Raw genomic sequence first — 26,754 nt, forward strand, 5'->3', positions numbered from 1 at the left:
CCGTCAGGCGGTCTCTGCCGGTGACTCCAGGGCAACTGCATCTTCTGCGTAGACAATCTGATCCCGCCCACTGGCCTTGGCTTCGTAAAGTGCCGCATCCGCCCTCGCCAGCCAGGTGTCAGGATCTTCGCCAATGTTCAACAGGGCAACACCGAACGAAGCCGTAACCTGCCCGCCCGGATGTTTCAGAAACTTGTGCATAATGTGTTGCAGGTTGTGCATCACCGCCCTGAGCCCGGTCTGATCCACACCGCTCATCAGCAGCACGAATTCCTCACCGCCAAAACGGAACAACTGGTCGGATTTACGAACATTCCGTTCAATCAATGCCACCATTTCCGTCAGCACTTCATCCCCCACGCTGTGACCGTACTCATCGTTGACCTTTTTGAAGTGATCAATATCCAGCAGCACCAGTGCATAGGAAATCCCCGTTCTGGCCGCGCTGGCGGCTGCCATCGCCAGCTCTTCGTCCATCGAGCGTCGATTCTTTACGCCGGTCAGGGGATCAACGGTCGCCAGGTGTTCCAGGCGTTCACGCTGGTTTTCGTTACGATGAGCGAAGACGAAAGCGCAACAGCTGACGACAATCGCGGTGGCTGCGAATGACCACATTTGCACCGTGGAACTGAAGGCAACACCGTGAACGATCAGTGCCACCACAGCAGCGAGGTTTATGAAAATGGCGTACCGCGACTCGGTAAGGAAGAAGCTGGTCACCAGGCAAGGGAACAGCCAGAACAGCCCTGGCTCCCCGACAACAGCCCCAACGGCAACTGCACCACCAGAGGCAACGACCGCCATGGCAAATCCCGTGCGGGCCGTATCACCCGTCACCCAGGCGTAAATCATACCCGCCGTGATGGCGAGCATGATCGTCAGGTCAATGATGCCTGCCACCATATTGCCCTGTACAAACCGCATCACCGCAAATGGGCTGATCCCCAGAATAGCGCTGATACCCAGCAGGGTAATAATGGAGAGCCTGAAGTCAGTTTTCAGACGATAGAGCATGATTAGTGTATGTACTCCGACCAAAGTCTTATTAGCAAACTATCATAGCTCAAAATCCGATCAGTGAACGTGCGCTCAACAACATTTAACAAACATGCCATTTTTTGCTCACTTTTAGAAACATATTTCCAGAAATAACCGGATAACATGGATACTTCGGATACCAAACGTAACGTTGAAAGGCGACCAAAACCACTATACTCAAACCGCGCATAAAAAATTAAAACTATATCCCGATTAAACGTATTGCATGTCACTTCAAGCTGGCTTTTCCGGAATCCCGGAGCAATCCGCAAAACGGACTATCATTATGTCGGACATAAACGCCAGACCATCAGAGCAGGAGCGGCTAAACGCCAGACTGGAGCAGGCAAACCGGCAGTTGCTGCAGTCAGAAAAGCTTGCTGCCATTGGCCAGTTGGCCGCAGGGGTGGCCCATGAGATCAACAACCCCGTGGGTTATGTCTATTCCAACCTGCAAAGCCTTGGTACCTACCTGGAAGATCTGTTCAGATTAACGGATGCAGTAGGCGGTGGAGCTTCGTTGGACGACCTGAGTGCCATTAAAAAGAATATAGATTACAGCTTTCTGAAAGATGACCTTAAAGATCTTCTGGCGGAATCCCGGGAAGGAATTGAGCGGGTAAAAACCATCATTTCAGCGATGAAGGATTTCTCCTACATTGAGGACGAAGAATTCAAACCGGCTGATCTGCATCGAGGCATTGAAACCACCCTCAACGTGGTCAACAACGAGTTGAAATACAAAGCCACTGTGGTCCGGGAGTTTGGCGACCTGCCAGAAGTGGAGTGCATTAGTTCCCAGATCAACCAGGTGGTCATGAACCTGCTGGTCAACGCTGCCCACGCCATCGACGATTTTGGCGAGATCATTATCCGCACCCGCTGCCACTGCAATTGGGCGATCGTTGAAGTAGAGGACAATGGCAAGGGTATCGCCGAGGAAAACCTGCACCGGATTTTCGAGCCTTTTTTCACCACCAAACCGGTGGGCAAGGGCACTGGCCTGGGACTGTCCCTGTCTTTTAACATCGTTCAGAAGCACAACGGCAATATCACGGCCGAGCAGGCTTCCAGCGGCAAGGGCACCTGTTTCCGCATATCGCTGCCAGTGAAACAGCCAGAGGCTTCAGCGGATAACGAGCAGGGCTGACCATGGCAGAGTCTCTTCCCTCCAACGCCAGCCTGCTACTGGTGGATGACGAAGAAAATATCCTCCGCAGCCTGAAACGGGTACTCCGCAAGGAGCCCTACGACATCCGCACCGCCGCATCCGGAGAGGAAGCGTTGGCATTGCTGAATGACCAGAAATTCGACCTGGTCATTTCAGATGCCCGTATGCCCGGTATGGACGGCCCAACCCTGCTGTCCGAGATCAAGAAAAAGTGGCCCTGGTGTATTCGCATCCTGCTTACCGGTTACACCGACATCAACTCCACCATCAAGGCCATCAATGACGGCCAGATATACCGCTACATCAGCAAGCCCTGGGACGACGAAGAGCTGAAACTGGTGATTCGCCAGGCGCTGGCATTCCAGTATTCGGAACGTCGCCGGTTGGCTCTTGAGAAACTGACCCGTAAACAGAACAAGGAGCTACAGGCACTCAACGCCAGCCTGGAAGATAAGGTTCAGGCCCGCACCGAGGAACTGAAAGAAACCGCAGACATGCTGGATGTCGCCTATAAAGAGCTGAAACGCAGTTACGTCACCGCCACTGAAGTGTTCTCCACACTGATCAACAAGCGGCTGCCTGCGGATCGCCAGCCCAATGCCAAGGTGATTGCCCTGGTTAGGGCCTATGCCGAATACCACCATCTTGACGAAGACCTCTCACGGGACCTGTATATGGCGGCTGCCCTTTACAACCTGGGCAAGCTCAGCTGGCCCGATGAGTTGTTCAAGGCCCCTTCCGACCTGCTAACAAAACAGCAGCGGCTGGAATACCTGAAATACCCGGTGAACAGTGAACAGCTGTTGATGGCTCTGGAACCACTGAAGGAAACCGCCCGGATCATCCGCCATCATCAGGAAAAGTGGAACGGTTACGGTGTACCGGAACGGCTTGAAGGCAGCGACATTCCCCTGGGTTCCCGCATCCTGAGGCTCGCAGTGGATTTTATGGAACTTCAGTATGGCCTGATTCTTGAGCGCAGGGTCTCCAGGGATAACGCACTGAAATTGATCAAGCGCTACAAAGACCGGCTTTACGACCCCGAAATTGCCGACCTGTTCCTGGAAGTGTGCATTGAAGTGGCACCCGATGTAGAGCATGAAGATCCGGATATCGCCGCCCTTGACACCCTGCGGCTGAAGGCCGGCATGGTTCTGGCCCGCAACCTGTACGCCGCCTCTGGCATGCTGTTGCTCAACGAAGGCAAGGAACTCACATCCATGCTGATCGACAAACTGGTGGCGTTCGAGAAAGGCGAACCGGACGGAACCCGCTATACGGTGTACGTGCACCGCCCGGACGAAGATGAAACGGAGAAAGCATCATGATCAAGATCCAGCTGGTGGATGACGAGCCCAACATTCTCAATGCCCTCAAGCGACTGCTGCGCCCCCACGGCTGGGAAATTCATGCCTTCGATAATGTAGAGGCGGCACTGGGCGGGCTGATGGAGCACAATTATGCGGTCATCATATCCGATTACCAGATGCCCACTGTCGATGGTGTGACCTATCTGCAGTTTGCCAAGCAGCGCCAGCCCAATGCCATGCGCCTGGTATTGAGTGCTTACGGGGACCGCAACTCCATGATCAAGGCCATCAACCAGGCGGAAGTCTACCGTTACCTGTCCAAACCCTGGGACGACTACGAAGTGGTGGCTGCCATCCAATCCGCAATTGATATCTACCAATTGAAATCCGAGAACCAGCGCCTGCTGGATGAAGTCCACGCGCAGCGGCAGATGATCAGGGCTCGTGAGCAGGAATTGCTGCGGCTGGAGAAGGACAACCCGGGCATCACCCGCGTGCAACGGGATGTCGACGGCTCTGTTCTGATCGGCGACCAATAAAGAGGTTTTGATGGCTGACCACAGCGCGGAAAATAACAGACTGGCACTGAAGGTGGTGTTCTATGGTCCGGCCCTGAGCGGCAAGACTACCAACCTGATGCAGCTGCATTCCTTGCTGAACCCTCAACGCAAGGGCGAGCTGATGGTACTGGAAACCCGTGATGACCGAACGTTGTTCTTCGACATGCTTCCTATCGGACTGAAGGGCGATTCCGGACTCGATCTCCGGTTGAAGCTGTACACGGTTCCGGGTCAGGTTCAGCACGACAGCACCCGCAAGGCAGTCTTGTCCCGTGCCGACGCTGTCGTCTTTGTGGCGGACTCCCAGACCAGCCAGCAGGACAACAATGCTAATGCGTTCGGAAATCTGGAAGAAAACCTGGAAAAAGTCGGACTGGATATCGACACACTCCCCATGGCGGTGCAGTTCAACAAACGTGACCTGCCAGGCGTTGTCGGCGATACCGAGCTTCAGCAGCGCTGGGCGAACACCCCCTGGGCGCCATTGCAGATGGCCTCTGCTCTTAATGGCAAAGGGGTTATCGAAACTTTCCGGGTATTGCTTGATCGGCTCTACACAGAGGTAGACCGTGAGTTCGCCCTGCAGTCTGTACACGGCATTGATCGCGACACATTTATCCGGCAGCTTAGTGCCGCCAGCGAGGAAAGCTGTGCGTAATTTTGAAGACGACCCCACTCTCGAAGATCTGCTCACCCGTGACCAGCTCCAGCGTCTGAACCGGACACTAAGTGCCCTGTGCCAGGCGCCGGTCGAAATTGGCATCAACAGAAAGCCCACCTCGGTGGCACTGGAGTTCAACCTTGAGACCGTGGGCTGGCTGTCCGGTGGCAGCTCCGATCAGGAACGTCTCGCCGCAGCCGATCTGGTGTCGTTTCTGATGATGTTCGTTGCCAAGTACCGGCTTGCTGCCAACCTGCACCATGACACCACCGAGGCCAGTTACGCCGAACTACAGAAACAGAATGAAGCGCTGAAGGCCTCCGAAGCCCGTTACCGGATTCTGTCGGACCAACTGCAGGAGAAAGTAGAAGAGCAGGTGGCAGTGATCAAGCAGGCCCAGATGGATCTGTACGAGAGCGCCCGGCTGCGCTCCGTGGGGCAACTGGCCGCTGGCGTGGCACACGAAATCAACAATCCGATCGGATTTATCTCCAGCAATCTCAAGGTCGCCGGTGAATACGTTAATGATCTTCGGGCACAGCTTCCTCAAACGGAGCAGAACCGGGAGTTACTGGATGACTTCGCCGACCTGATCGGAGAGTCTTCCGATGGCACCCGCCGCATCGCCAGCATCGTATCGGACCTGAAAACCTTCTCCAGCATAGATCAGGCGGATTATACCCAGTGCGACGTCAATGAACTGCTCTCCAGCGCCGTGCATCTGCTGCAGACCGAGTACGGCAGCGATCTGGAGATCATTGAAAAGCCGGTCGAATTGCCAACGATTTCGGGTCATCCATCGCGGTTATCGCAAACTTTCTACAATTTACTGGACAACGCAGCCCAGGCAGTAAGGGAAAGGCGACAGGAGCCTGGGGCTGAGAGCCGTGCCGGGCGGATTCTGGTGAAAACCAGTGTGGACAACGACGTTATTCAGGTGGTGATTCAGGATAACGGCTGCGGCATTGCAGAAAACATTCGCGAACAGGTCTTCGACGCCTTTTTCACCAGCCGCCCGGTAGGCGCGGGTACCGGCCTGGGCCTGACCGTTGCCCGGGACACCGTTCGCGCTCACCGGGGCACCATTCAGATCGACAGCCGGGAGGGCACAGGTACCCGTGTCACCCTTTTTCTGCCGGTCGGTTAAGGATTCATCATGGCTAAACGCTACGCGTCTCTGTTTTTCGACCAGACCTCCGACGACACGTCCCCGACGGTGACGGAAGAAAAGAAAGCGCCCTACCGCTTGCTGCTGGTAGACGACGAACCGAATATCCTGGCCTCCCTGCGCCGGGTTTTCCAGCGTGAGAACTACGAGCTGCTGTTTGCCAAAGATGGCACCGAAGCCCTGCGAATTATGGAAAAACAGCCAGTTGAGCTGATCATGACAGACTTCATGATGCCCGGCATGAACGGCAGCGAGCTTTTGAAGGAGGTGCGGGAACGCTGGCCGCAGACCATCCGCATCATGCTTACCGGCCATGCCAATACCGATGCCGTTATGGGCTCGATCAGAGAAGGCGCCGTTTACCGTTTCATCCTCAAACCCTGGAACGATGACGACATTCGCCTGACCATTGCCCTGGCTTTGGAGCAGTACGAACTCATTCAGCGCACACGGGCACTGGAGCAACAAACCAAAAAGCAGCATAAAGATCTGGAGACCATCAGCAAGCTGACCGCCACCAATCGCAGCCAGCTTGCCATTCTGCTCCACAAGAAGGGTTGGCTTAACCCCCAGCAGATCCAGCAACTCCATCGGGAAATGCAGAGCCGGAAAACCCCCGTGGTCCGTCAGTTGCTCAAGCATGAGTGGGTGGATTTCCGCAAAGTCTTCGAAATGCTGCGGGACGACATGCTGTTCGAGGAAATCGACCTGCGCGAATTCCAGCCGGACACAGCCTTGATGTCACTGGTTCCCCAGAAAATCTGCACCCGCCAGCTGGTACTGCCGCTGCGAGTACAAGGCCAGCGATTACGGCTGGCCATGGTGGACCCTATGGACGTGAGCCTGATCGACGAGCTGGGGTTCATGACCGGGTACACCATCCACCCGTTGCTATGTGAAACCACACACATGCAGGCCAAGCTGACAGAGATATTCGGCGAAACCAGTGAGCTGGATGAGATTGCCACCAAGGTGGGTACGGATGATCCTTACGAGGGCATCGAGATTGTTCTGGATGACGAAAGCGACCAGGAGTCTCTCGAACAACTGCTGGGCAGTTCGGAAGAACCGCCCGCCATCAGACTGGTCAACGCCATCATTCTGGAAGCCCTGCGTCTCGGCGCCAGTGATATCCACGTTCACCCCCGCACCAAGTCGCTGGTTGTTCGGTACCGTATTGACGGGGTACTTCAGGACAAGATCCATATCCCGTCCAACCTGCTGATGTCGGTGGTCTCCCGCATCAAGGTGATGGCCGAGCTGGACATTACCGAGCGCCGCAAACCCCAGGATGGCCGCATTACCGTCAAAACGCCGATGAAAATCGTCGACCTGCGGATTTCCACACTGCCCACCATCAACGGTGAGAAGGTGGTTATGCGGGTGCTGGAACGGCAGTCCTCGGCACAATCCCTGGACGACATGGGCCTTTCGGAATACAACCTCAGACGCCTGATGCATGTAGTGGCCAAGCCCCAGGGCATTATTCTGGCCACCGGCCCTACTGGCAGCGGCAAAACCACCACTCTGTATGCCTTGCTGCAGCACAATGCATCACCGGAACGCAATTATGTGACCATTGAAGACCCCGTTGAGTTTCACGTGGATATGGCCGGCCAGGTGCCTGTGAAAGACCGCATCGGCCTGAACTTTGCCAGCGTGCTCCGGGCCATTCTGCGCCAGGATCCGGACGTGATCCTGCTGGGCGAAATCCGTGACGAGGAAACCGCCGATGTGGCATTCCATGCCGCCATGACGGGGCACCTGGTGTACTCCACCCTGCACACCAGCTCGGCAGCAGCCACCGTGGCGCGATTGCTGGATCTGGATCTGAAGCCCTATGTGCTGGCCTCAACGCTGGAAGCCATCATTGCCCAGCGCCTGGTGCGGCGCATCTGCCCCCACTGCTGCGAGCAGACGGAGGCACCCACGGAGATCCTGGGACAGCTGGGGCCCCAGTTCATGGCACCCGAATTGACCTTTTACCGGGGCAAAGGTTGCGACAAGTGCCATAAGGGATATAAAGGCCGGGTGGCCATCCACGAAGTGCTCACTATGAACCAGCCATTGAGGATTGCTATTACCGAGGGCGCCAGTGCCATGCAGATTGAAACCATTGCCCGAGAGCAGGGTATGCGGGTGCTGCTGGACGATGCCCTGGAGAAACTCCGCGAAGGACTGACCACTGCCGATGAAATCCTCAGGTTGTTGGGGCCCCAGGTGTTAACGGAATGAACGAGCAGCGCAACCCGGTCATTATCAGATTCTGCCTGGTGCTGTCCTTGGCCATCGCCCTGATAGCCATCGGGCTGGTCATCTTTCTGGATTATTTTTCTCTGAGCGGTAATACCTCCGGACGCATTCCACTGATGCCAGGTGGCGGGCTGATGTCTGTCATGCTCGGGGTATCGATGCTGGCACTGCTGTTCCGCAAGACACGGGCTGCCACCGCAATAGCTTCGCTGACCATGATCCTTGCCCTGTGTCAGGTTGTATTGCCCAACATGCCGGCTGTTGAATCACTGCGGGCATTCGCCATCAGCCTGCCTCTCCTGCTGGTTACTATACTCACGGAGCTCACCCTGCTTGGCGCACTTTGCCTCCGCAAGGGCCATCATGTGGGGCTGGCAGCCGGCCCGATTGTCGTGGCAATGGGGCTGCTTTCGCTGTTATCCCACTGGCACATACCATTTGTGGTGCTGGGACTTGGCAGTATTCCGGAATCAACCCTTATTGTTAGTCCACTTGCTATTTTGGTGGGTCTGACTCTGCCATTTTTCCACACCATCCATCGCCGTGACCGACCAGATTTTTCACCAGCGCTGATACTGGTCGGTGTGTTTGGCATTGCGGTCACTACCATCACCTGGCACGCCATGCGTGTTCAGAATAGCAATAACCTGGAGGCCAGCGCAGAGGCCCTGGCGGATCAGTTGAGCGCTTCCAGTACTGCCGCATTCGGCGACGATCTGGCGTTGATACGCCGGCTCGCCGACCGGCAACAATTTCTGAAAGGTCTGCCCGAGGAGGCCAGCTGGACACAGGAGGTTCAGACCTACCTGAACGATTTCGGTAAAATCCGGCTGATTGGCATCCTTAATCCGCGACGGGAACCCGTCAGTATCAATGCGCAGGCGGAGCAATACCAACACTGGCTGGACAACGTGCTGCAGGACCCCGAATACACACGTTGGCTGGATCATGTCACCGAGACCCGGGTTCCGCACCTAAGCCAACCCCGGCCGGATGAAACCGGCCGGATGTACGCCATGATTGCCTCACCTGCAGGTGCTCTTGTTGACGAGCCCTGGCTCGTGATCGCAATCATCGATCTGGAAGATGCCTATGGCAGTCTGCTTAAGCATTACGATGGCGATCTAGGCCTGGGCGTCTACCACGGCGATAACCTGGTTTTCGGCCTCTCACCCGAGCCCTCGCAGGGGCCGCGGATTCCTTTGGCCACACATTCTATTGATGCCCACCACGACAGCCAGTGGCATGTTGACATTTACACCCGGGAAGGCGGCCTTACGGCCAACGCTCTGTACCTCCCTCCACTGGTGTTGTTCACCGGCCTGATACTCAGTTTCCTGATGCTGCTCAGCCACCTGTTCTGGCGGGAATCCGAACGCCGCGCAGACAGCCTGCGAAAACTCAACAGCACCGTGAATGCCCACCTGGCCCGGGAGCGTTCGCTCAGACACACCAATGAACGCATCATGCAGTTTTCCCGTGACATCCTGTGTTCGATTGATTCAAGCGGTCGGTTCACGTCTATCAATCCTGCTGCGGAGGACATCCTTGCTTATCGACCCGACCAGCTTATCGGCGAACCGTATGAAATTCTGATTCCGGAGGTAGACCGGCAGGCAACAGCAGAGGAACTGCGCAAACTGATTGCCGGAGAACGCCGTGTCAGTAGTGATTTCAGCGACCATCTTCGTCACCGGGACGGCCATATCATCACCCTGTCCTGGACGGTCGAATGGTCAGAAGAGGATCAGGCGCTATTTTGTGTGGGCCGCGACATGACGGATCAACTGGTAGCCGAAACACTGATGCGTGAGCGGGAACAGTTCTTTTCACTGTCGCCAGACATGTTCTGCATTGTCGACCTGAACAGCCACTTTTTCGAACTCAACAAGGCCTTTGTGGACGTACTTGCTTATGAGCGTGAAGAACTGCTGGGCGCCTCCTACATTCAACTGATCCACAAGGATGACCGGGCCAGAGTCGAAGAAGCGGTGGCTTCAATGATTGCAGGTCATACTATCAGCGACCTGCATATCAGAGTGATTGACAAAGACAACACGGAACACTGGCTCGAGCTCAGCGCCACCCTCAGCTCCGACGACCTGATTTACGTGGCTGCCCGCGACACCACGGAAATGCGTCACACCCAGGAAAAACTCCGGGAAAGTGAAACACTGCTGAAGATCGCTGAAAAAGCTGCCCGCATTGGCGGGTGGGTGGTGGACGTGGGCACGAAACGAATTCGCTGGTCCCATGTCATGTTCGATATTTTCGAGATTCCGATCGGTGAAGTGCCTGCCCTTGATGAGGCGCTCAGGTTCTACACCCCGTATGGCCGGGATACCATAACCAACGCACTGAACATATGTATGCAGGCTGGCATCCCATTCGATGAAGAAGTTCAGATTCGCACCCAGCTCGGTCGATTACGATGGGTCCGAGCGATTGGACAGGCGGTGAGGAACGAGGATAGCCGGATCGTGGAGATACAGGGTGGCCTCCAGGATGTCACCGCTTCCCATCAGGCCATGGAGCAGATCCGGCGATTTTCGGAGCGTCAGGCCATCATCTTCGAGAGTATCACAGACGCCTTTTTTACTCTCGATCGTGAATGGCGGTTCACCTATGTCAACCAGCGGTCGGAAGAGTTGCTCAAGAAGGGCCGTGATGCGCTTCTTGGCAACACTCTCTGGGAGATGTTCCCGGCAGCGCAGAACAGCGAGTTCGAACGGCAATACCGACACGCCATGGAGACCGGCAACTCGGTATCCTTTGAGGCCTACTACGCCCCCCTGTGCAACTGGCTGGAGGTCAGTGCCTACCCATCGGATGAAGGCCTGGCCGTCTACTATCGCAGCATAAACGAGCGCAAACAGGCGCAACATCAACTGGAGCAGACCATGGCGGAACTTGAGCGCAGTAACCGCGAGCTCCAGGACTTTGCGTTTGTGGCTTCCCACGACCTGCAGGAGCCTTTGCGCAAGATCCAGGCATTCTCTGACCGGCTGCTAATGCGGCCGGGGAGCTTTGATGATCAGGAGCGAGATTATCTGCAGCGGATGCAATCAGCCGCAGGGCGTATGCAGTCCCTCATTCGTGATCTGTTGACCTACTCTCGAGTTACAACACGGGCACAACCGCTGACCATTTGCGACACCAACCGCATTCTGGCGGAGGTCTTACAGGACATGGAAACCGTTATTGGCCGGGAACAGGCAGTGGTCGACATCAGCCCTCTCCCAACTATCGAAGGTGACGCAACCCAGCTCCGCCAGGTATTCCAGAACCTGCTGAGCAATGCGATCAAGTTCCACAAGCCCGACCAAAGTCCCCAGGTATTGGTCTACCCTGAATACAATACAGATAATCACTGGACGCTGGTTGTCAGTGATAACGGAGTCGGGTTTGACCGGCGCTACACTGAAAAGCTCTTTCAACCGTTCCAGCGGCTGCACAAACAGGCCTTCCCCGGGTCCGGCATTGGCCTGGCAATCGTGAAAAAAATACTGGACCGCCACGAAGCCGTGATCTCCGTTGACAGCGAAATTAATCATGGAACGACTTTCCGCATTCACTTTCCAACCAGAAATCAGATGAAAGGAAGCAACAATGAATGATCTGAAGTCACCACTAATAATTCTGGTTGCGGAGGATGACCCGGACGACCGGCTGCTGATGACAGAGGCGTTCGCAGAGCGATGTCATGACTGCCGGCTGTGCTTCGTTCACGATGGCGTACAACTGATTCGGGTTCTGAACGGCGAGGAGCAACTGCCGGGCGACTCTGATAGTGACTGTTTTCATCCCGATCTGATACTGCTGGACCTCAATATGCCATTGAAAGACGGCCGGGAGGCACTTGTGGACATCAAGTCAGACCCGAGACTGCGAACAATACCGACAATTGTCATGACCACATCTGGCGATGAGGACGATATTCGACTCTGTTATCAGACCGGTGCCAACTCCTACATAGTCAAGCCACCAACTTATTCCGGACTGCTCGACGTTGTTTCGTCGCTGACAAGCTACTGGGTGACAACTGTAACCCTGCCAACAAGACTGGACCACCATGATTGAGAATGCCCCCTTGCTGCGAATCCTGCTGATTGAGGACGATGAAGACGACTACCTGATTACCCGCGACCTTCTTCAGGACAGCAGCCCGGTGAGCACCCGGCTGGACTGGGTGGACTCCACCAGAGAGGGCATTGCCGCACTGGAGACAGGTGATTACGCGGTTGCCCTGGTGGACTTTAGGCTGGGCCCTGACTCGGGGATCGACCTGATCCAGGAAGCCAGGGAACGAAGCATCGGTACACCTTTTATTCTGCTGACAGGGCAGGGAGACGAAGAGCTGGACGCCCGCGCCGTGGAATTGGGGGCAGCAGATTATCTCGTCAAGGGGAGTGTTGACGGACATACCCTGATCCGCAGCATTCGCTACGCCATCGACCGTGCGATGGCAACGGAAAGTCTGGCCACCAGTGAAGCTCATTACCGGTTACTCTTCGAGAGTAACCCGGCACCCATGTGCCTGATGGAACCGGATTCGCAGGTACTGGTATCTATAAATGCGGCCGCACGCAGCCTCTATGGGTACACCAGCGAGAATATTAATGGTCTCACCCTTGACCGGCTCAGGGCACCGGGGAACGCCTCCTCGTATTTGTCGGCGGACGATATCATCTTACGTCAGGGCGGGACGCTGGAATTGCATCGGCGCAGCGACGACACTGCATTGATTGTTGAAATTATCAACAACGACATCACCCTAAATCGCCGCCCGTTACAGCTTTTGATGCTGACTGAGGTAACCTCGCAGATTGAGAACAGTCGCCAGCTCAAGCTTTTCAAACGCAGTATCGAATCCAGCTCCAATGGCATCGTCATTGCCGACGCACAGAAACGCGACCTGCCCGTCATCTATGTCAACAAAGCCTTCGAAAGGATCACCGGATACAGCAGCGATGAAATCGTTGGCCGCAACTGCCGTTTTCTCCAGGGAGATGATTTCGACCTCAGCAACGAGCAAAGTCTGGCTGATATCAGGCGCGGTTTGAGAAAGGGTGTTGATGTATCAGCTGTGCTCAGAAACTTCCGCAAGGACGGCACGCCTTTCTGGAATGACCTCTACATCTCTCCCATGCGGGACGAGCGTGGGGAGATCACGCACTTCATCGGTGTTCAGAATGACATCTCCGAGCGCAAGAGCGCCGAGCATGAACTGGCATTCAACATCAGCCACGACGTTCTGACAGGGCTGCCAAACCGCACTCTGCTTGAGGACAGGCTCACCCAGGCCTGCCAGTTATCTGAGCGATACGGGCGGGTTGTTGCACTGCTCTTCATCGACCTCGATGGTTTCAAGCTTATTAACGATTCACTCGGGCATCGGCTGGGTGACCAACTACTGATTGAAGTGGGTAACCGCCTTCAGTCGATCGTACGCGCCGGCGATACCATCGCCCGACTTAGCGGCGATGAATTCATTGTGCTTTTGCCGGATCTTGCCCATACCGATGACGCCATACTGGTCGTGGAGAACATCATTCGTGAAATCGCAGCGCCTTATCGCCTGGACGGTGAAACTATTCACCTGACCGCCAGCGTTGGCATTTCCACCACAGACGTCAACATTGCAAAGCCGATGGAACTGTTGCAACAGGCGGATCTGGCGATGTACAGGGCCAAGCAGAGCGGCCGCAACACCTATCAGTGGTTCTCCCATGAACTGAATGAGGAAGCGCGTTTCCGGGTGGAGTTACGCAATCAGCTGCAGGATGCGATCGATCAGCAACAATTGTCTGTCTTTTTTCAGCCATTGATCGACGCACGTACCGGACAAACCCGGCACGTCGAGGCCCTGGCAAGATGGCAACACCCCACCCGGGGGCTGATTTCCCCGGGGGATTTCATTCCACTGGCAGAAGAAACCGGCCAAATTATAGCGCTGGGCGAGTGGATTCTTCGACAGGCCTGTCGCGACATGGTGCACCTTCACGCGAAAGGTTTCCGGAATTGCTCGATATCCGTCAACGTATCCCCGATCCAGCTTCGTAAGGCTGGTTTTATTGATATGGTCAAGGACGCGCTGGCAGCGTCGGGACTGCCACCGGAGCACCTCGAGCTTGAAGTGGTGGAATCCGTGGTGCTTCACGATACCGATGTGGTTATCAGCACTCTCCATGCCGTCCGAGAGCTGGGTGTCAGTATCGCCATTGATGACTTTGGCACCGGCTTTTCAAGCCTTAGCTACATCAAGCTGTTGCCTTCCAACAAAATCAAAATTGATCGCTCATTCATCAAGGATGTCATCGAAAACCGGAGTGACGCCGCCATCACTCAGGGCGTCATCTCCATGGCTCATCACCTGGGTCTCGAGGTAGTTGCAGAAGGCGTGGAAACTGAAGCTCATGCCGCTTTTCTGCGCAAGAACCAGTGCGATTTATTGCAAGGCTTTGCTTTTGCGCGCCCGATGCCGTTCGAGGATCTGGTTGCCTTCATGAACAAGCAGGAGACCGATGCAAAGCAGCCTGACGACGGAAACCTCGCCGGCCACCAACAGCCCACACTACTACTGTTGGATGATGAGGAGAACATATTGCGCGCATTAAAGCGGGTTCTGCGGCGAGATGGTTATCGCATCCTCGCCACCACAAGCGTGAAGGAGGCATTCAGCTTGCTGGCGGTCAACGATGTTCAGGTGATCGTTTCAGACCAGCGCATGCCCGAGATGTCTGGTACCGATTTTCTCAGTCAGGTCAAAGACATTCACCCGGATACGGTTCGCATTGTTCTTTCGGGATACACAGATCTCAAATCCGTAACGGACGCTATCAATGAGGGAGCGATCTATAAATTTCTGACCAAACCCTGGGATGACCAGCAGATCAGAAACCATATCCAACAGGCGTTCCTTTATTACAACGCCTCGGTGGTCTGATCGGGTTTAACATTGATTAACCAGGGTTTTCTGGAGTTAATCACAGGTTCAGGGTTAGACTTAAACCTAAATACAACATGCATCAGGAAGCGACAGAGTGCCGAATCTTGTCCGTATCGCACCCGGCGCATTGACGATTGGCAAGCCCTTACCCTGGACGGTCTATGACGCCGATGGCAATGTGCTGTTACGGCAGGGATACGTGATACACAACGATACCCAGCTGGAACAACTATTCGAACGCGGCCGGTTCAAACCCCGCAAGATTGAGCGCCCGCAGGATGAAGTGATTGAGGACACCCGGGTACGCAATCCATTTGCCGAATACCCGATGTTGCTGCAGACACTGGAGTTCACGCTAAACGCCATCACCAAACGGGATGAAAGTGCGCAGAAGCGAGTGCTGGGGCTGTCACGGATCATTGACCAGATGTGCCAGGAGTCGCCGGAAGCAAGCCTGGCACTGGTGCACCTGTATTCCATTGAGCCAACCATCCATGAACAGATTCTGTTCTATGCGATTCTCTGCCAGTTCACCGCCCGCAGGTTCGGGCTCGATGACAAGCGTACGGCAGTGCTTGTCAGCGCCGCGCTGACGGCAAATCTGGCGCTGGTACCGGTAGCCGATAAACTGAATGCCTCCAACCGGGTACTGACCGATGACCAGCGCGCCGTCATACGCAAACACCCGGAACGAAGTATTCAGGCACTCAGAGACGCCGATTTAACCAGCCCGCTATTGCTGAAAATCATTGCCCAACATCACGAGCAGGCAGACGGTTCCGGCTACCCTCAGGGGCTCAGTGGCACCGAAATCCGTGGAGAGGCGGAAATCCTCGCGCTGGCGGAGCGTTATGTCGCGATGATTACGCGTCGCGCCTACCGAAACCGAATGAACGTTGTTGAGGCCCGCAAGCTCATCAACACGCTGGCCGACGGGAAGTTCCGCCCGGCGATTCCCCGTGCCCTGCTTGCCGTGCTTACAGACTATCCACCGGGCACGCTGGTAAGGCTGGCCAACGACGAGGTAGCGGTGGTTGTAAGGCGCCCCCAACGTCATCGCGGGCCGTTTGCCAAGGCGATCATCGGTGCCAGGGGCAATCGCTACAGTGGCTCATTCGAGCGGGACTGCAGCCTGCTGGAATTCAACATCAGGGGCGTCGAACAGCCCGAAGTAATGCCTTCCATGGACTTCGGGCTGCTTTGGGGATTTCGCTAGATCCGGGCCGCTATCTCAGCCCGAGAGCCTCGGCATGATGCTCCAGATGGTCGTCGATAAACGAGGCAATGAAGAAGTAACTGTGGTCGTACCCCCGATGCATCCGCAAGTTGATATGGTGGTGCATTTTTTCGCAGGCATCGGCCAGCGCATCCGGATTCAGCTGGCTGTCGAGAAACTCGTCTGCGGTGCCCTGGTCTACCAATAGCGGTAACCGCTCCCTGGCGGTGGGGATTAACATCGTGGCATCCCACTCTTCCCATGCTTTGGGGTCATCGCCCAGATAACCGCTGAAGGCTTTCTGCCCCCAGGGGCACTCGCTGGGATTGGCGATAGGGGCAAACGCAGAGACTGATTTGTACCATCCCGGGTTCTTTAACGCCGCAATCAAAGCCCCGTGCCCGCCCATTGAATGACCGCTGATGCCGCGATCCTCCGTCACTGGCAGATGGTTTTCAACCAGCTGGGGCAGTTCTTTGACCACGTAATCGTACATGCGGTAGTGGGGCGCCCAGGGTTGCCGGGTGGCGTTCACATAAAATCCGGCACCACTGCCAAAATCATAGCTGTCATGTTCGCTTGGCAGGTCCAGACCCCTCGGACTTGTGTCCGGGCACACGATGGCCATACCCAGCCGGGCGGCTTTTTTCTGGGCGCCGGCTTTCTGCATGAAATTCTGGTCGGTGCATGTGAGCCCTGACAACCAGTAAAGTGCCGGCACTGGCCGTGCATTAGTGCCCAGGGCCGCAGGGGGCAGGAACACCGCAAACTCCATGTCGCAGTCCAGGGCCGCCGAATGATGTCGGTAGCGACGGTGTTCGCCGTCAAAACAGACGTTGGTGGAAAGCAGTTCCATGGTCACCTCTGGATCTGTAAAAATTCACGTCGCGTATTTAGGCACCTCGATGCCGAAACCGACTTTTGCCAGCTCCGCAAGGATAGCCGTTCTGGTTACGATGCCAATCAGGCGGTTGTGGTCAACCACCGGATAGACTTTGGGTTTTCCGGCACCCAGATTCTGGGCCAGATCTACCACGGACATCTCCGGTGATATGGTCACCGGATTGCGGAACATCACGTCATCCACCGTCGGGTCGCCCTCGTGGTGATAATTACTCACCAGCAGGGCGTGGATACAGTCCTGTTCCGAGATAAAACCGATCACCTTGCGGTGGTCATCCACTACCGGCAAGCCGGTAACATGGTTATGGAGCAGCGTTTTAACCACTTTGGTTAAGGGCGTACCACAACGAACGGGCTCGATGTGGTTCCACATGACATCGGATACTCTCAACGATTGCATTGGCAGGCTCCCTGACCAGTAACATTCCGAATACTTCCCTCTATAAACATAGGCAATGGGGGCGAAAACTGGAAGTATAAACCCCACAGCTGCGATCGGTTTCGCGTTCACCGACGATGATCAACTCCCGTGGAACAACGACTGCGCCATGGTCTCAAAGCCAATGGCCGCAAAATGCGGCAGCAGCGGTTCAGGAAGGTCATGGCCCATACCCTCGATCATTTCAATACGGGCATGGGGCATCAGGTAACCCAGCTGTTCCGCCGCCACCGGCCGTACCAGCGGATCAGCCTTGCCATGGATCACTGAGACCGGTACCAGGATACGCCGTGTCGACGACGACAGGCTGCCTGTGGCGAGAATGGCACGGGTCTGGCGCAGGATTCCGGCAGGGTGATAGCTGCGCCGGTATTCCCGCACGATCCGGTCCCGCACCTCCTGCTCCCGGGGCGGGAAACCGGGGCTCTGGATAGCCTTCCAGAATTCCAGGGAGCGGGCCACAACCGATGCTTCGTCGTGACCTTTCGCACCAACCCCCGCCAGCCGCCAGATCAGCGTTGATTTTGGCATCGGCAGGCGTGGGCTGTTGGTGGATGTCATTATCAGGGTGGCGGAGCGCACACGCTCAGGATGGTTTGCTGCCACCAGCTGGCTGATCATACCGCCCATGGAAACACCCACCAGGTGGGCGCTGGCCAGGCCCAGGGCGTCCATCACCTGGCAGACGTCGCCGGCCATGTCGTGGAGGGTATAAGGCGCGGCGATGGGCAGCCCCATGCGGTGCCTTGCCATCACCGCTACCGGGTGCCCCTCAAGGCGGTCTTCCAAATGAGAGGACAGGCCAATATCACGATTATCAAACCGTATGACCCGAAAGCCTTCGCAGGCATAAAGATCCAGCAGCTCCTCCGGCCAGAGCGTCATCTGCGCACCGAGCCCCATGACGAATATCACTGGCTCACCAGCAGGGTCGCCACGGGTTTCTACGCAGAAAGACAGGTTACCGGCCTGAACACTCGTGCTTTCCGGCATCGATGGTACTCCTGGTGAAATCAGCCTTCAGCTTAACCTGAGAACCTACGGATCCAATAACTTTGCAGGCCTGAAACGTGTCGGAAGCATAAATTCTCTGGGGTGAACATTTACAGACAAAAATAAGTGTATAAACTCAAACGGTTATACGCTTACGCGAAGCCGGAACCCGTGCTGGCTGTTTTCGTGACGGGCGCCTTCAAACCATGGCAGAAACACAGGGAGATCCCCATGGAAGCCTTAGAGTCTTTTTTTAGCAGCATTAACGCACTGGTATGGGGCCCACCCATGCTGGTGATGATTCTCGGTGTCGGACTGTTCCTGAGCATCGGCCTCAAACTGATGCCTGTGCTGAAACTCGGCGCCGGTTTCCGGCTGATGTGGAAAGGCCGTACCGGTGCTGAATCAGACGGTGAAATACCACCGTTTCAGGCATTGATGACGGCACTGTCTGCCACGGTCGGTACCGGCAATATTGCCGGCGTCGCGACCGCGGTGTTTCTGGGCGGGCCGGGAGCCCTGTTCTGGATGTGGCTGACAGCTCTGGTGGGGATGGCCACAAAATACTCGGAGGCGGTACTGGCAGTCCGTTTCCGTGAAGTGGACGAGCGCGGCGCCCACGTGGGTGGCCCGATGTATTACATCCGTAACGGGCTTGGTAAAAAGTGGGCCTGGCTGGGCGTGCTCTTTGCGATATTTGCTGCGGTGGCAGCCTTCGGCATAGGCAACACCGTGCAGGCCAATTCCGTGGCCGATGTTCTTCAGACCAACTTTGCACTGCCGCACTGGGTCACCGGGCTCATTCTTATGACCCTTGTGGGCCTGGTATTGATTGGTGGCATCAAGCGCATCGGGCAGGTGGCAAGTGCCCTGGTACCGTTTATGGCCATCGCTTATGTTCTGGTGGGCCTGGTGGTACTGGCCATTAACGCCAACCAGCTTCCAAACGCCATCGCCATGGTGTTCACCCACGCCTTCAGCCCGGTGGCGGCCGAGGGTGGCTTCGCAGGCGCCGCGGTATGGGCTGCCATTCGCTTCGGTGTGGCCCGGGGTATTTTCTCCAACGAGGCGGGCCTGGGCTCTGCCCCTATCGCTCACGCCGCAGCCCAGACCAAAAATCCGATCAACCAGGGCATGGTCGCTATGCTGGGCACCTTTATTGACACCATTATCGTGTGCAGCATCACCGGCCTTGTCATCATCAGTTCCGGGGCCTGGACGTCTGGCGAAACCGGTGCCGCGCTGACCTCTCTGGCCTTCGAGACCGGCCTGCCAGGATTCGGCAACTACGTCGTCGCGATCTCGCTGGCGATTTTCGCCTTTACCACCATTATCGGCTGGTCGTTCTATGGTGAGCGGTGTATCGAGTTCCTGTTCGGTGTAAAGGCCATCGTGCCCTACCGCGTTGTCTGGATCCTCGCTATCCCTGTCGGCGCCACCATCAACCTGGGCCTGATCTGGCTGATCGCGGACACGCTCAACGCCATGATGGCCCTGCCAAACCTTGTTGCCCTGCTGTTGCTCAGCCCGGTGGTGTTCCGACTGACCCGGGAGCATTTCGCAAAAGAGCGCTCGCTGGGCGTGAATCAGTAAACCGATGGTGACAGATGAGCCAGATCAACCGCCCTTGGTTTTTCTCTCATCCGTCACCACTGTTTATCGTATAGACTGAATCACTCTGCCGGCGTTGTATCAGGCCGGGCTTTTGTATCACCAATGGAGGAAACACCATGAGTTTACGTCTGGGAGATACCGCACCTGATTTTGAGCAAGACTCCAGTGAGGGGCCGATCCGGTTCCACGAGTGGCTTGGGGATAGCTGGGGCATTCTGTTTTCGCACCCGGCAGACTTCACCCCGGTGTGCACCACCGAACTGGGGCTGACCGCAAAGCTGAAGGACAAGTTCGCCAAGCGTAACGTCAAGGCCATCGCCCTGAGTGTCGACCCGGTGGACTCTCACAAGGAATGGATCAAGGACATTAATGAAACCCAGGGTTGCGCGGTGAACTTCCCGATCATTGCCGATCAGGACCGCAAAGTGTCCGAACTGTATGACATGATCCATCCCAATGCAGATGCGACACTGACCGTGCGGTCACTGTTTGTCATAGACCCGAACAAGAAGGTTCGCCTGACCATCACCTATCCGGCCAGCACCGGCCGTAATTTCAACGAAGTGCTCAGGGTGATTGACTCCCTGCAGATGACCGACGAGCACAAGGTAGCCACTCCGGGTAACTGGGAAGCTGGCGGTGATGTGGTCATCGTACCGTCGCTGCAGGATGAAGATGAAATCAAGGAGCGCTTCCCGAAAGGCTACAAGGCGGTCAAATCCTACTTGCGGATGACGCCGGACCCGCGCGCCAACTGGAGCGGTGAATAATCACTTAGGCTCTGGATTCGGTAAAAGCGGAGAAAAGCCATCCGCTGAAACGCAGAAGCCGGGCAACTGCCCGGCTTCTTTCGTTTTGCTGACTCACTCGAGTCAGAATGCCGGAACCACGGCGCCTTCGTAATTCTCCTCGATAAACGCCCTTACGTCCTCAGACGTCAGCGCCTCGGCCAGCTTTTGAATTGCCTCTTCGTCAGCGCGGTCTTCATGGGCCACCAGGATGTTCACGTAAGGCGACTCAGCACCTTCAATGACCAATGCATCCTCAGTCGGATTCAGGCCCGCTTCCAACGCGTAGTTGGTGTTAATCAATGCCAGGTCCACCTGGTTCAGGATGCGCGGCAGGGTTGCGGCTTCCAGTTCCTTGAACTCCAGGTTCTTCGGGTTATCGGCAATGTCGCGAGGTGTAGCGGTGATCTTGCTGTCATCCTTCAACGTGATAACACCGGCTTTTTGCAGCAGCAACAGCGCACGACCACCGTTGGTGGGGTCATTAGGTATTGCAACTGTGTCGCCATCCTTCAGCTCGTCAAGAGAATCGATCCGGCCGGAATAGGCGCCGAACGGCTCAACATGCACACCTACAACACTAACCAGGTTGGTACCACGGCCATCGTTGAACTCGTCCAGGTATGGCTGATGCTGGAAAAAATTCGCATCCATCCGCTTCTGGTCTACCTGCACGTTGGGCTGGACGTAATCGGTGAACACCTTCACATCCAGCTCTACGCCTTGCTCCGCCAGCTTGGGCTTCACGAATTCCAGAATTTCCGCGTGGGGTACCGGAGTGGCGGCAACAGACAGCTCTTCTGCGGCTACTGCGCCAGAGAAAGTGGCTGCGGCAGCCAGTCCTACTATTGTTTTCTTGAGATTCATATACACGTTCTCCTGTTAAAAATAAGTCTGGCCTGGGAGTACGGCCCGAGGTTGGAGGCACCTTCCGAAAAACGCCCGTGAATACGTCCGTGTAGGGCTCGGTCGCGCCATCCCTGGCGCTCCACGTTTTCGCAAGGTGCCTCCAACCCCAGGCCTATACCGGGCTCTCGTTAATTTCTTACTTTCGGCTGAAATATAAAACAAGGCGGTCGCCCGCCATTTGCAATAACTGTACGAAAATCACCAGAAGAGCGACGGTAATGACCATTACGTCCGTCTGGAATCGTTGATAGCCGAAGCGGATGGCCAGGTCGCCCAGGCCACCACCACCGACAACGCCTGACATGGCCGCGTAGGACACCAGCGTGATGGCTGTAACGGTAATGCCCGCAATGATTCCTGGCAACGCTTCCGGCAGAAGGGCACCGAAAACAACCTGTTTCACCGTCGCGCCCATGGCCTGTGTGGCTTCGATGATGCCGCGATCCACTTCCCGAAGGGAGGTTTCCACTAGCCGGGCAAAGAACGGCGCACCGCCGGCAACCAGCGGCGGAATGGCACCGGCAACGCCCAGCGACGTTCCGATCAGCATTACGGTGAACGGGATCATGACGATCAGCAGTATGATAAATGGCACTGAACGTAATACGTTTACCACGAACGACAGCACCGCATAGGCCACAGGCTGCTCAAGCAGTTGTCGCTTGCCAAACAGAAACAGCAGCACACCCAGCGGCAGGCCGATGAGCACGCTGAACAGCAGCGACATACCCACCATTACCAGGGTGTCCCAGCTGGCCCAGCCGATTTCGGTCCAGTCAACGTTACTGAGCAAATTCTCCATCAGGGCTTCCATCAGCGCAGTACCTCCACATGAACATCCGCCGCTTCAAATGCGTTCATGGCGATATCGAGGTCGCCGCCCACCAGGGACAGGGTCAGCTGGCCGTAGGGGGTGTCCTTGATGTGATCAATGCGGCCGGACAGGATGCTGAAGTCCACGCCGGACTCCCGGGCCACACTTCCCAGCAGCGGTGTATAGGTGGACTCGCCACGGAAGGTCAGTCGCAGGATGCGGCCCTGTGCATGTTGCAGGTCCTGCTGCATTTCGTCCCGATCGATGTTTTCGCTCTCGAAGACGAAATCCCGGGTGGTGGGGTGTTTCGGGTGCAGGAATACGTCGCTTACGGCGCCCATTTCCACTACTTCGCCGGCGTCCATCACCGCTACCCGGTCGCAGACACGGCGTACCACATCCATTTCGTGGGTGATCAGCACAATGGTCAGGCCCAGCTCGCGGTTGATGTCCGCCAGCAGCTTCAGTACCGACTGGGTGGTTTGCGGGTCTAGGGCGCTGGTGGCTTCGTCGCACAGCAGTATTGTCGGGCGGCAGGCAAGGGCACGGGCAATACCGACACGCTGTTTCTGGCCACCAGAGAGCTGAGACGGATACTTGTCAGCCTGGTCCACCAGGCTGACCCGCTTCAGCAGCTCATCCACCCGCTCATGAATTTCGGTGCGGGAGTATATACCGGCCAGTTTCATGGGGAAGGCGATGTTATCGGCCACGGTTTTCGAGGACAGCAGATTGAAATGCTGGAAGATCATGCCCACCTTGCGGCGGAAGGCCCGTAGCTCACTAGCGTTGTAGCCGGTGATATTTTCATCGTCGATCAGTATGCGGCCGCCGGTGGGAGGTTCCAGCAGGTTGATCAGGCGCACGAGGGTGGATTTACCCGCGCCGGAATGGCCGACGATGCCGAACACCTCGCCGGTTTCGATGGTCATACTGGTAGGGTGCAACGCGGGGATCGCCCGCCCGCCTACCTGGTAGGACTTCTGTACCTGGTCAAATACAATCACAGCTTTGCCTTGTGAGCGCCTTGTCAGCACCTGGTGGGTGCAGCGTAAAACCGGCGATTATAAACCAATCCGCCGTCAAACCCGAATCCGCAGCCTTGGTATATGCCCTTACACCCTGCGCCACCTGACATGCACCGCCCTACTCAGCTAAACTTATCCCTGAAAGGAACCTTTTGAAACCCCTTCCGAGGCGCACGATATTTTGAGTACAAAAACCGAGACTCCGCCCTCAAGGATGAACTCTACCCAGGCATGGGTGACCTACCTGAGCAAAGTTGAACTGCCTGTACTGGCGAACACGCTGCGCAGGATCGACGAACTCACTGACAGCAGCAACAGCACCGTCAACGAACTGGCCAACGTGATCCTCAATGACGCACAACTCACGTCCCAGGTTCTGCGGCTCTCCAACACAGTGTTCTATAACCAGACCCGCACTCAGGTCAGCACTGTAAGCCGCGCTATTACCCTGATCGGTTTTGATGCGGTGAAGTCCATGGCGATTTCTTCACTGATTGTCGATTCCCTGCTTAAACGCAATGACCGGCCCCATTTGCTTCGTTGCCTGGCTCGGGCCATTCATGCCGCCGTCCAGGCCCGTTGCCTGCTGCCAAAGCGCAACGAGCATGCGCTGGAGGAGGTTTTCATCGGCGCGTTACTGATGAATATCGGCGAGCTGGCTTTCTGGTCCTGTGAGACTGACCAGGCCAATGATCTGGAAACGAAGCTTCGCGCTGGCGAGCCACCCGTAGAGGCGCAGAAAGACGTGCTTCATACAACGTTTGCCGAGATAACCCGCGGGCTGGTGGAAGCCTGGTCGCTGGGTCCGTTCATCAAAGAAGTCGTGGCACCGGGGCAGGCCAATTCCAAAGCGGCAAGCCTGGTCCGCCATTCTGTCGAGATGGCAAAACTGTCCGAAAACGGCTGGCGTGGTTCGGAAATGGAATCAGTTATGGAAGCGCTGGGCAAGGACATCGGAGAAAACCCCGCCGTGGTCCGGGATCAGCTCAAGATCAATGCCGGGGAAGCGGCCCGGGTGGCGGTATCACTGGGCATACCCCAGGTAACCGCACTGATGCCCGGCAGCCAGTCGGACACCAGGAATGAGACAACGCATACGCCAGAGGTGGACCCTGCTCTGCAGCTGCAGATTCTCAGGGACCTGACCCACAGCCTGACCGATAAACCGGATATTAACGAAGTCTGTCAGCTGGTCATCGAAGGCATACACCGGGCAGTGGGGATGCAACGTGTTGTGTTATTGATGGGCGACCGAGGCGGGTTGGAGTTGATTCCCCGCAAACTTGGAGGCAGGGGGACCGAAAGCTGGAAAGACAATTTTACCATCCACAAGGACGGCACCGGTCCGCTGGGGACACTGCTGCCTCATGCCAGCTGTTATGTTTACCGGCCCAGATCAGGGACGGAAACCGTCCCCTATGATCGCTGGCTCGGCAATGTACCGGCACTGGTCGGGCCGCTGAAAGCCAAGGGGCGGCTTGTGGGGCTGTTTTATGCCGACAATGCAGCCGCTGACTACGTGCCGTCTGATGACCAGCTGATGGCATTCGGCCACTTCGTCCAGAATGCCCAGCTGTGCATCACGCTGCTGTCGAACAGCTGATCCAATATTGGCAGATCAAAGCTCGTACAGTTTGGCCACATGCAGGATTGGCCCGGTAGGTGTGCCGGTCGGCGACCCTCCCAGTGGCTCCAGGCTGATGGCCAGGGTCCGGCTGCTGCTGAGCAGTTCCCGGGTCTCGTCGTCGAGGGTAATCTGATAGGTCTCACCCACCGGCACTACCCCCAGAGATACCGGCTGGCCGTCTGCGGGGACTATCCACAGTTCGTAGTCCTTGCCCTGCTCGGCCGCTGTGGCGGCAACGGGTCGCAATTTCAACTGACGTTCGAAAGCTGATTCGCTCACCAGCCACAATGGGTCAGTCAGATCCGCCTGCACAATAGCCCCAGACAGACGGTCGTCATCACGGGGCTCTGGCTGCTGCAACAGGATAACCGCCAGCACCAGTGCAGCGGCCGTCGCCACCAGGCTCCAACCCGGCCACAACCAGCGACCGGCGCCATCATTGGCCGCCGTTGCTGTCACTGGTTTTCGGTTCTGGGGCCATAACCGACGCTCAATCCCCGACCATACCGAGACCGGTGGTGTTTCCTCCTCTACCCGCGCTCCCAGGTGCCCCAGTTTTTCCTCCCAGAACCAGACCTCCTGGCGAACCCGGACGGATTCCATCATCCAGCGCTCAAACCTTCGGCGGGCCCGCCCGCGGAGGGAACCCAGAACATACTCAGCAGCCAGTGCTTCAACTCTTTCCGGTGTCTTTTTCATTGCTCCAGGCACCTCTTCAGGGCCATCAAACCGCGCCTGATCCAGCTTTTGACGGTGCCAATGGGAGAGCTCAACGTCTCGGACAGCTCATCGTGGGTGAAGCCCCGGTAATACGACAGCAGAATACTATCCCGCTGTTCTTCGGACAGTTCCTCAAGGCACCCGTTAAGTTCTTCGGCACCGGCACTGCGAAGAGAAACGTCCAGCGGGCCTTCCCGTCCGTCTTCCATATGTGCCAAGTGGCTATCACCAGCGGTTGGCTTTGCCTTTCTGGCCCTCATCAGGTCCAGTGTACGATAGCGGGCAATCGTCAACATCCAGCTCAGGGGAGCGCCACGGTCGTTATGATACTCGCCAGCGTGGTGCCAGATCTGCACGAAAGCATCCTGCACCGCCTCTTCCGCCAGGTCCTGCTGGCTGGCCAGTTTCAGGCATAGCCCGAACATCTTGCCAGAGACTTTCTCATACAGCCGCTGAAATGCTGCGCGGTCTTCGCGGGCAACTGCGATCAGCAGCCCCATAAGTTCGTCCTGTTCGGTATCGATGGCCGTCATATCCGGTTTCCGATGTTCTGTTTCAGGGGTTTATGCCTACCTTACGCGCCATAATGCCTT

22 protein-coding genes are annotated in these 26,754 nt (G+C 56.4%); 13 read left to right on the top strand and 9 right to left on the bottom strand.

Annotated elements, in window-relative coordinates; all coding sequences use genetic code 11:
- Positions 1-3: 3 nt before the first annotated feature.
- Entirely contained in the window at positions 4-1,014 is a 1,011-nt protein-coding gene (locus M8010_RS00935; protein WP_250086920.1) for a GGDEF domain-containing protein, read from the bottom strand.
- A gap of 310 nt (positions 1,015-1,324) precedes the next feature.
- Here M8010_RS00935 and M8010_RS00940 point away from each other — a divergent pair, with 310 nt between their 5' ends.
- The 10 genes from M8010_RS00940 to M8010_RS00985 all read left to right on the top strand — a co-directional run bounded on the left by M8010_RS00940 (position 1,325) and on the right by M8010_RS00985 (position 16,326).
- Positions 1,325-2,188: a sensor histidine kinase gene (locus M8010_RS00940; protein ID WP_250086922.1), complete on the top strand. Its 864-nt coding sequence runs from the start codon at positions 1,325-1,327 to the stop codon at positions 2,186-2,188.
- Positions 2,189-2,190: 2 nt separating this feature from the next.
- Positions 2,191-3,537, top strand: a complete 1,347-nt coding sequence (gene nosR / locus M8010_RS00945) for a response regulator c-di-GMP phosphodiesterase, NosR family (RefSeq protein WP_250086924.1) — start codon at positions 2,191-2,193, stop codon at positions 3,535-3,537.
- Entirely contained in the window at positions 3,534-4,058 is a 525-nt protein-coding gene (locus M8010_RS00950; protein ID WP_250086927.1) for a response regulator, read from the top strand. The genes nosR and M8010_RS00950 overlap by 4 nt, the downstream gene beginning before the upstream one ends.
- 10 nt (positions 4,059-4,068) lie before the next feature.
- Positions 4,069-4,737 carry a GTP-binding protein gene (locus tag M8010_RS00955; RefSeq protein ID WP_250086929.1) on the top strand — a complete coding sequence of 223 codons (669 nt, stop codon included), beginning with the start codon at positions 4,069-4,071 and terminating at the stop codon, positions 4,735-4,737.
- Positions 4,730-5,887: a sensor histidine kinase gene (locus M8010_RS00960; RefSeq protein WP_250086930.1), complete on the top strand. Its 1,158-nt coding sequence runs from the start codon at positions 4,730-4,732 to the stop codon at positions 5,885-5,887. Before M8010_RS00955 ends, M8010_RS00960 begins: the two co-directional genes overlap by 8 nt.
- A gap of 9 nt (positions 5,888-5,896) precedes the next feature.
- Entirely contained in the window at positions 5,897-8,143 is a 2,247-nt protein-coding gene (locus M8010_RS00965; RefSeq protein WP_250086932.1) for an ATPase, T2SS/T4P/T4SS family, read from the top strand.
- Positions 8,140-11,778, top strand: coding sequence for a PAS domain-containing protein (locus tag M8010_RS00970; RefSeq protein WP_250086934.1), 3,639 nt, complete (start codon positions 8,140-8,142; stop codon positions 11,776-11,778). Before M8010_RS00965 ends, M8010_RS00970 begins: the two co-directional genes overlap by 4 nt.
- Complete coding sequence (locus M8010_RS00975) at positions 11,771-12,241, top strand: response regulator (RefSeq protein WP_250086936.1); 471 nt, start codon at positions 11,771-11,773, stop codon at positions 12,239-12,241. Before M8010_RS00970 ends, M8010_RS00975 begins: the two co-directional genes overlap by 8 nt.
- Positions 12,234-15,107 carry an EAL domain-containing protein gene (locus M8010_RS00980; RefSeq protein WP_250086938.1) on the top strand — a complete coding sequence of 958 codons (2,874 nt, stop codon included), beginning with the start codon at positions 12,234-12,236 and terminating at the stop codon, positions 15,105-15,107. Before M8010_RS00975 ends, M8010_RS00980 begins: the two co-directional genes overlap by 8 nt.
- A gap of 97 nt (positions 15,108-15,204) precedes the next feature.
- Positions 15,205-16,326 (top strand): HD-GYP domain-containing protein, encoded by a 1,122-nt coding sequence (locus tag M8010_RS00985; RefSeq protein WP_250086939.1) that lies wholly within the window; start codon positions 15,205-15,207, stop codon positions 16,324-16,326.
- A gap of 10 nt (positions 16,327-16,336) precedes the next feature.
- Here the strand turns inward: M8010_RS00985 and fghA are convergent, their stop codons facing one another.
- From fghA to M8010_RS01000, 3 genes are all read right to left on the bottom strand, one after another.
- Positions 16,337-17,182, bottom strand: a complete 846-nt coding sequence (gene fghA, locus M8010_RS00990) for an S-formylglutathione hydrolase (protein ID WP_250086941.1) — start codon at positions 17,180-17,182, stop codon at positions 16,337-16,339.
- 24 nt (positions 17,183-17,206) lie between these two features.
- Positions 17,207-17,629, bottom strand: coding sequence for a CBS domain-containing protein (locus tag M8010_RS00995; protein WP_250086943.1), 423 nt, complete (start codon positions 17,627-17,629; stop codon positions 17,207-17,209).
- Positions 17,630-17,749: 120 nt separating this feature from the next.
- Positions 17,750-18,661, bottom strand: coding sequence for an alpha/beta fold hydrolase (locus M8010_RS01000; protein WP_250086945.1), 912 nt, complete (start codon positions 18,659-18,661; stop codon positions 17,750-17,752).
- Positions 18,662-18,892: 231 nt separating this feature from the next.
- On the opposite strand from M8010_RS01000, the gene M8010_RS01005 reads away from it, so the two are divergent.
- On the top strand, positions 18,893-20,254 hold the full coding sequence (locus M8010_RS01005; RefSeq protein ID WP_250086947.1) for an alanine/glycine:cation symporter family protein: 1,362 nt from the start codon (positions 18,893-18,895) through the stop codon (positions 20,252-20,254).
- Between the two features lie 137 nt (positions 20,255-20,391).
- Positions 20,392-21,045 carry a peroxiredoxin gene (locus M8010_RS01010; protein ID WP_250086949.1) on the top strand — a complete coding sequence of 218 codons (654 nt, stop codon included), beginning with the start codon at positions 20,392-20,394 and terminating at the stop codon, positions 21,043-21,045.
- Between the two features lie 102 nt (positions 21,046-21,147).
- On the opposite strand, the gene M8010_RS01015 is transcribed toward M8010_RS01010, so the two are convergent.
- The 3 genes from M8010_RS01015 to M8010_RS01025 all read right to left on the bottom strand — a co-directional run bounded on the left by M8010_RS01015 (position 21,148) and on the right by M8010_RS01025 (position 23,793).
- Positions 21,148-21,930 carry a MetQ/NlpA family ABC transporter substrate-binding protein gene (locus M8010_RS01015; protein WP_250086951.1) on the bottom strand — a complete coding sequence of 261 codons (783 nt, stop codon included), beginning with the start codon at positions 21,928-21,930 and terminating at the stop codon, positions 21,148-21,150.
- Between the two features lie 178 nt (positions 21,931-22,108).
- Entirely contained in the window at positions 22,109-22,786 is a 678-nt protein-coding gene (locus M8010_RS01020) for a methionine ABC transporter permease (RefSeq protein WP_250086953.1), read from the bottom strand.
- Positions 22,786-23,793, bottom strand: a complete 1,008-nt coding sequence (locus tag M8010_RS01025; RefSeq protein ID WP_250086954.1) for a methionine ABC transporter ATP-binding protein — start codon at positions 23,791-23,793, stop codon at positions 22,786-22,788. The genes M8010_RS01020 and M8010_RS01025 overlap by 1 nt, the downstream gene beginning before the upstream one ends.
- A 202-nt stretch (positions 23,794-23,995) precedes the next feature.
- On the opposite strand from M8010_RS01025, the gene M8010_RS01030 reads away from it, so the two are divergent.
- Positions 23,996-25,417 carry an HDOD domain-containing protein gene (locus M8010_RS01030; RefSeq protein ID WP_250086955.1) on the top strand — a complete coding sequence of 474 codons (1,422 nt, stop codon included), beginning with the start codon at positions 23,996-23,998 and terminating at the stop codon, positions 25,415-25,417.
- A 15-nt stretch (positions 25,418-25,432) separates the two neighbouring features.
- On the opposite strand, the gene M8010_RS01035 is transcribed toward M8010_RS01030, so the two are convergent.
- Positions 25,433-26,140, bottom strand: coding sequence for an anti-sigma factor (locus M8010_RS01035; protein WP_250086957.1), 708 nt, complete (start codon positions 26,138-26,140; stop codon positions 25,433-25,435).
- Positions 26,137-26,694 (bottom strand): sigma-70 family RNA polymerase sigma factor, encoded by a 558-nt coding sequence (locus tag M8010_RS01040; protein WP_250086959.1) that lies wholly within the window; start codon positions 26,692-26,694, stop codon positions 26,137-26,139. The genes M8010_RS01035 and M8010_RS01040 overlap by 4 nt, the downstream gene beginning before the upstream one ends.
- Positions 26,695-26,754: the final 60 nt, after the last annotated feature.

The organism is Marinobacter sp. ATCH36 (assembly GCF_023555055.1).
Lineage (GTDB): Bacteria > Pseudomonadota > Gammaproteobacteria > Pseudomonadales > Oleiphilaceae > Marinobacter.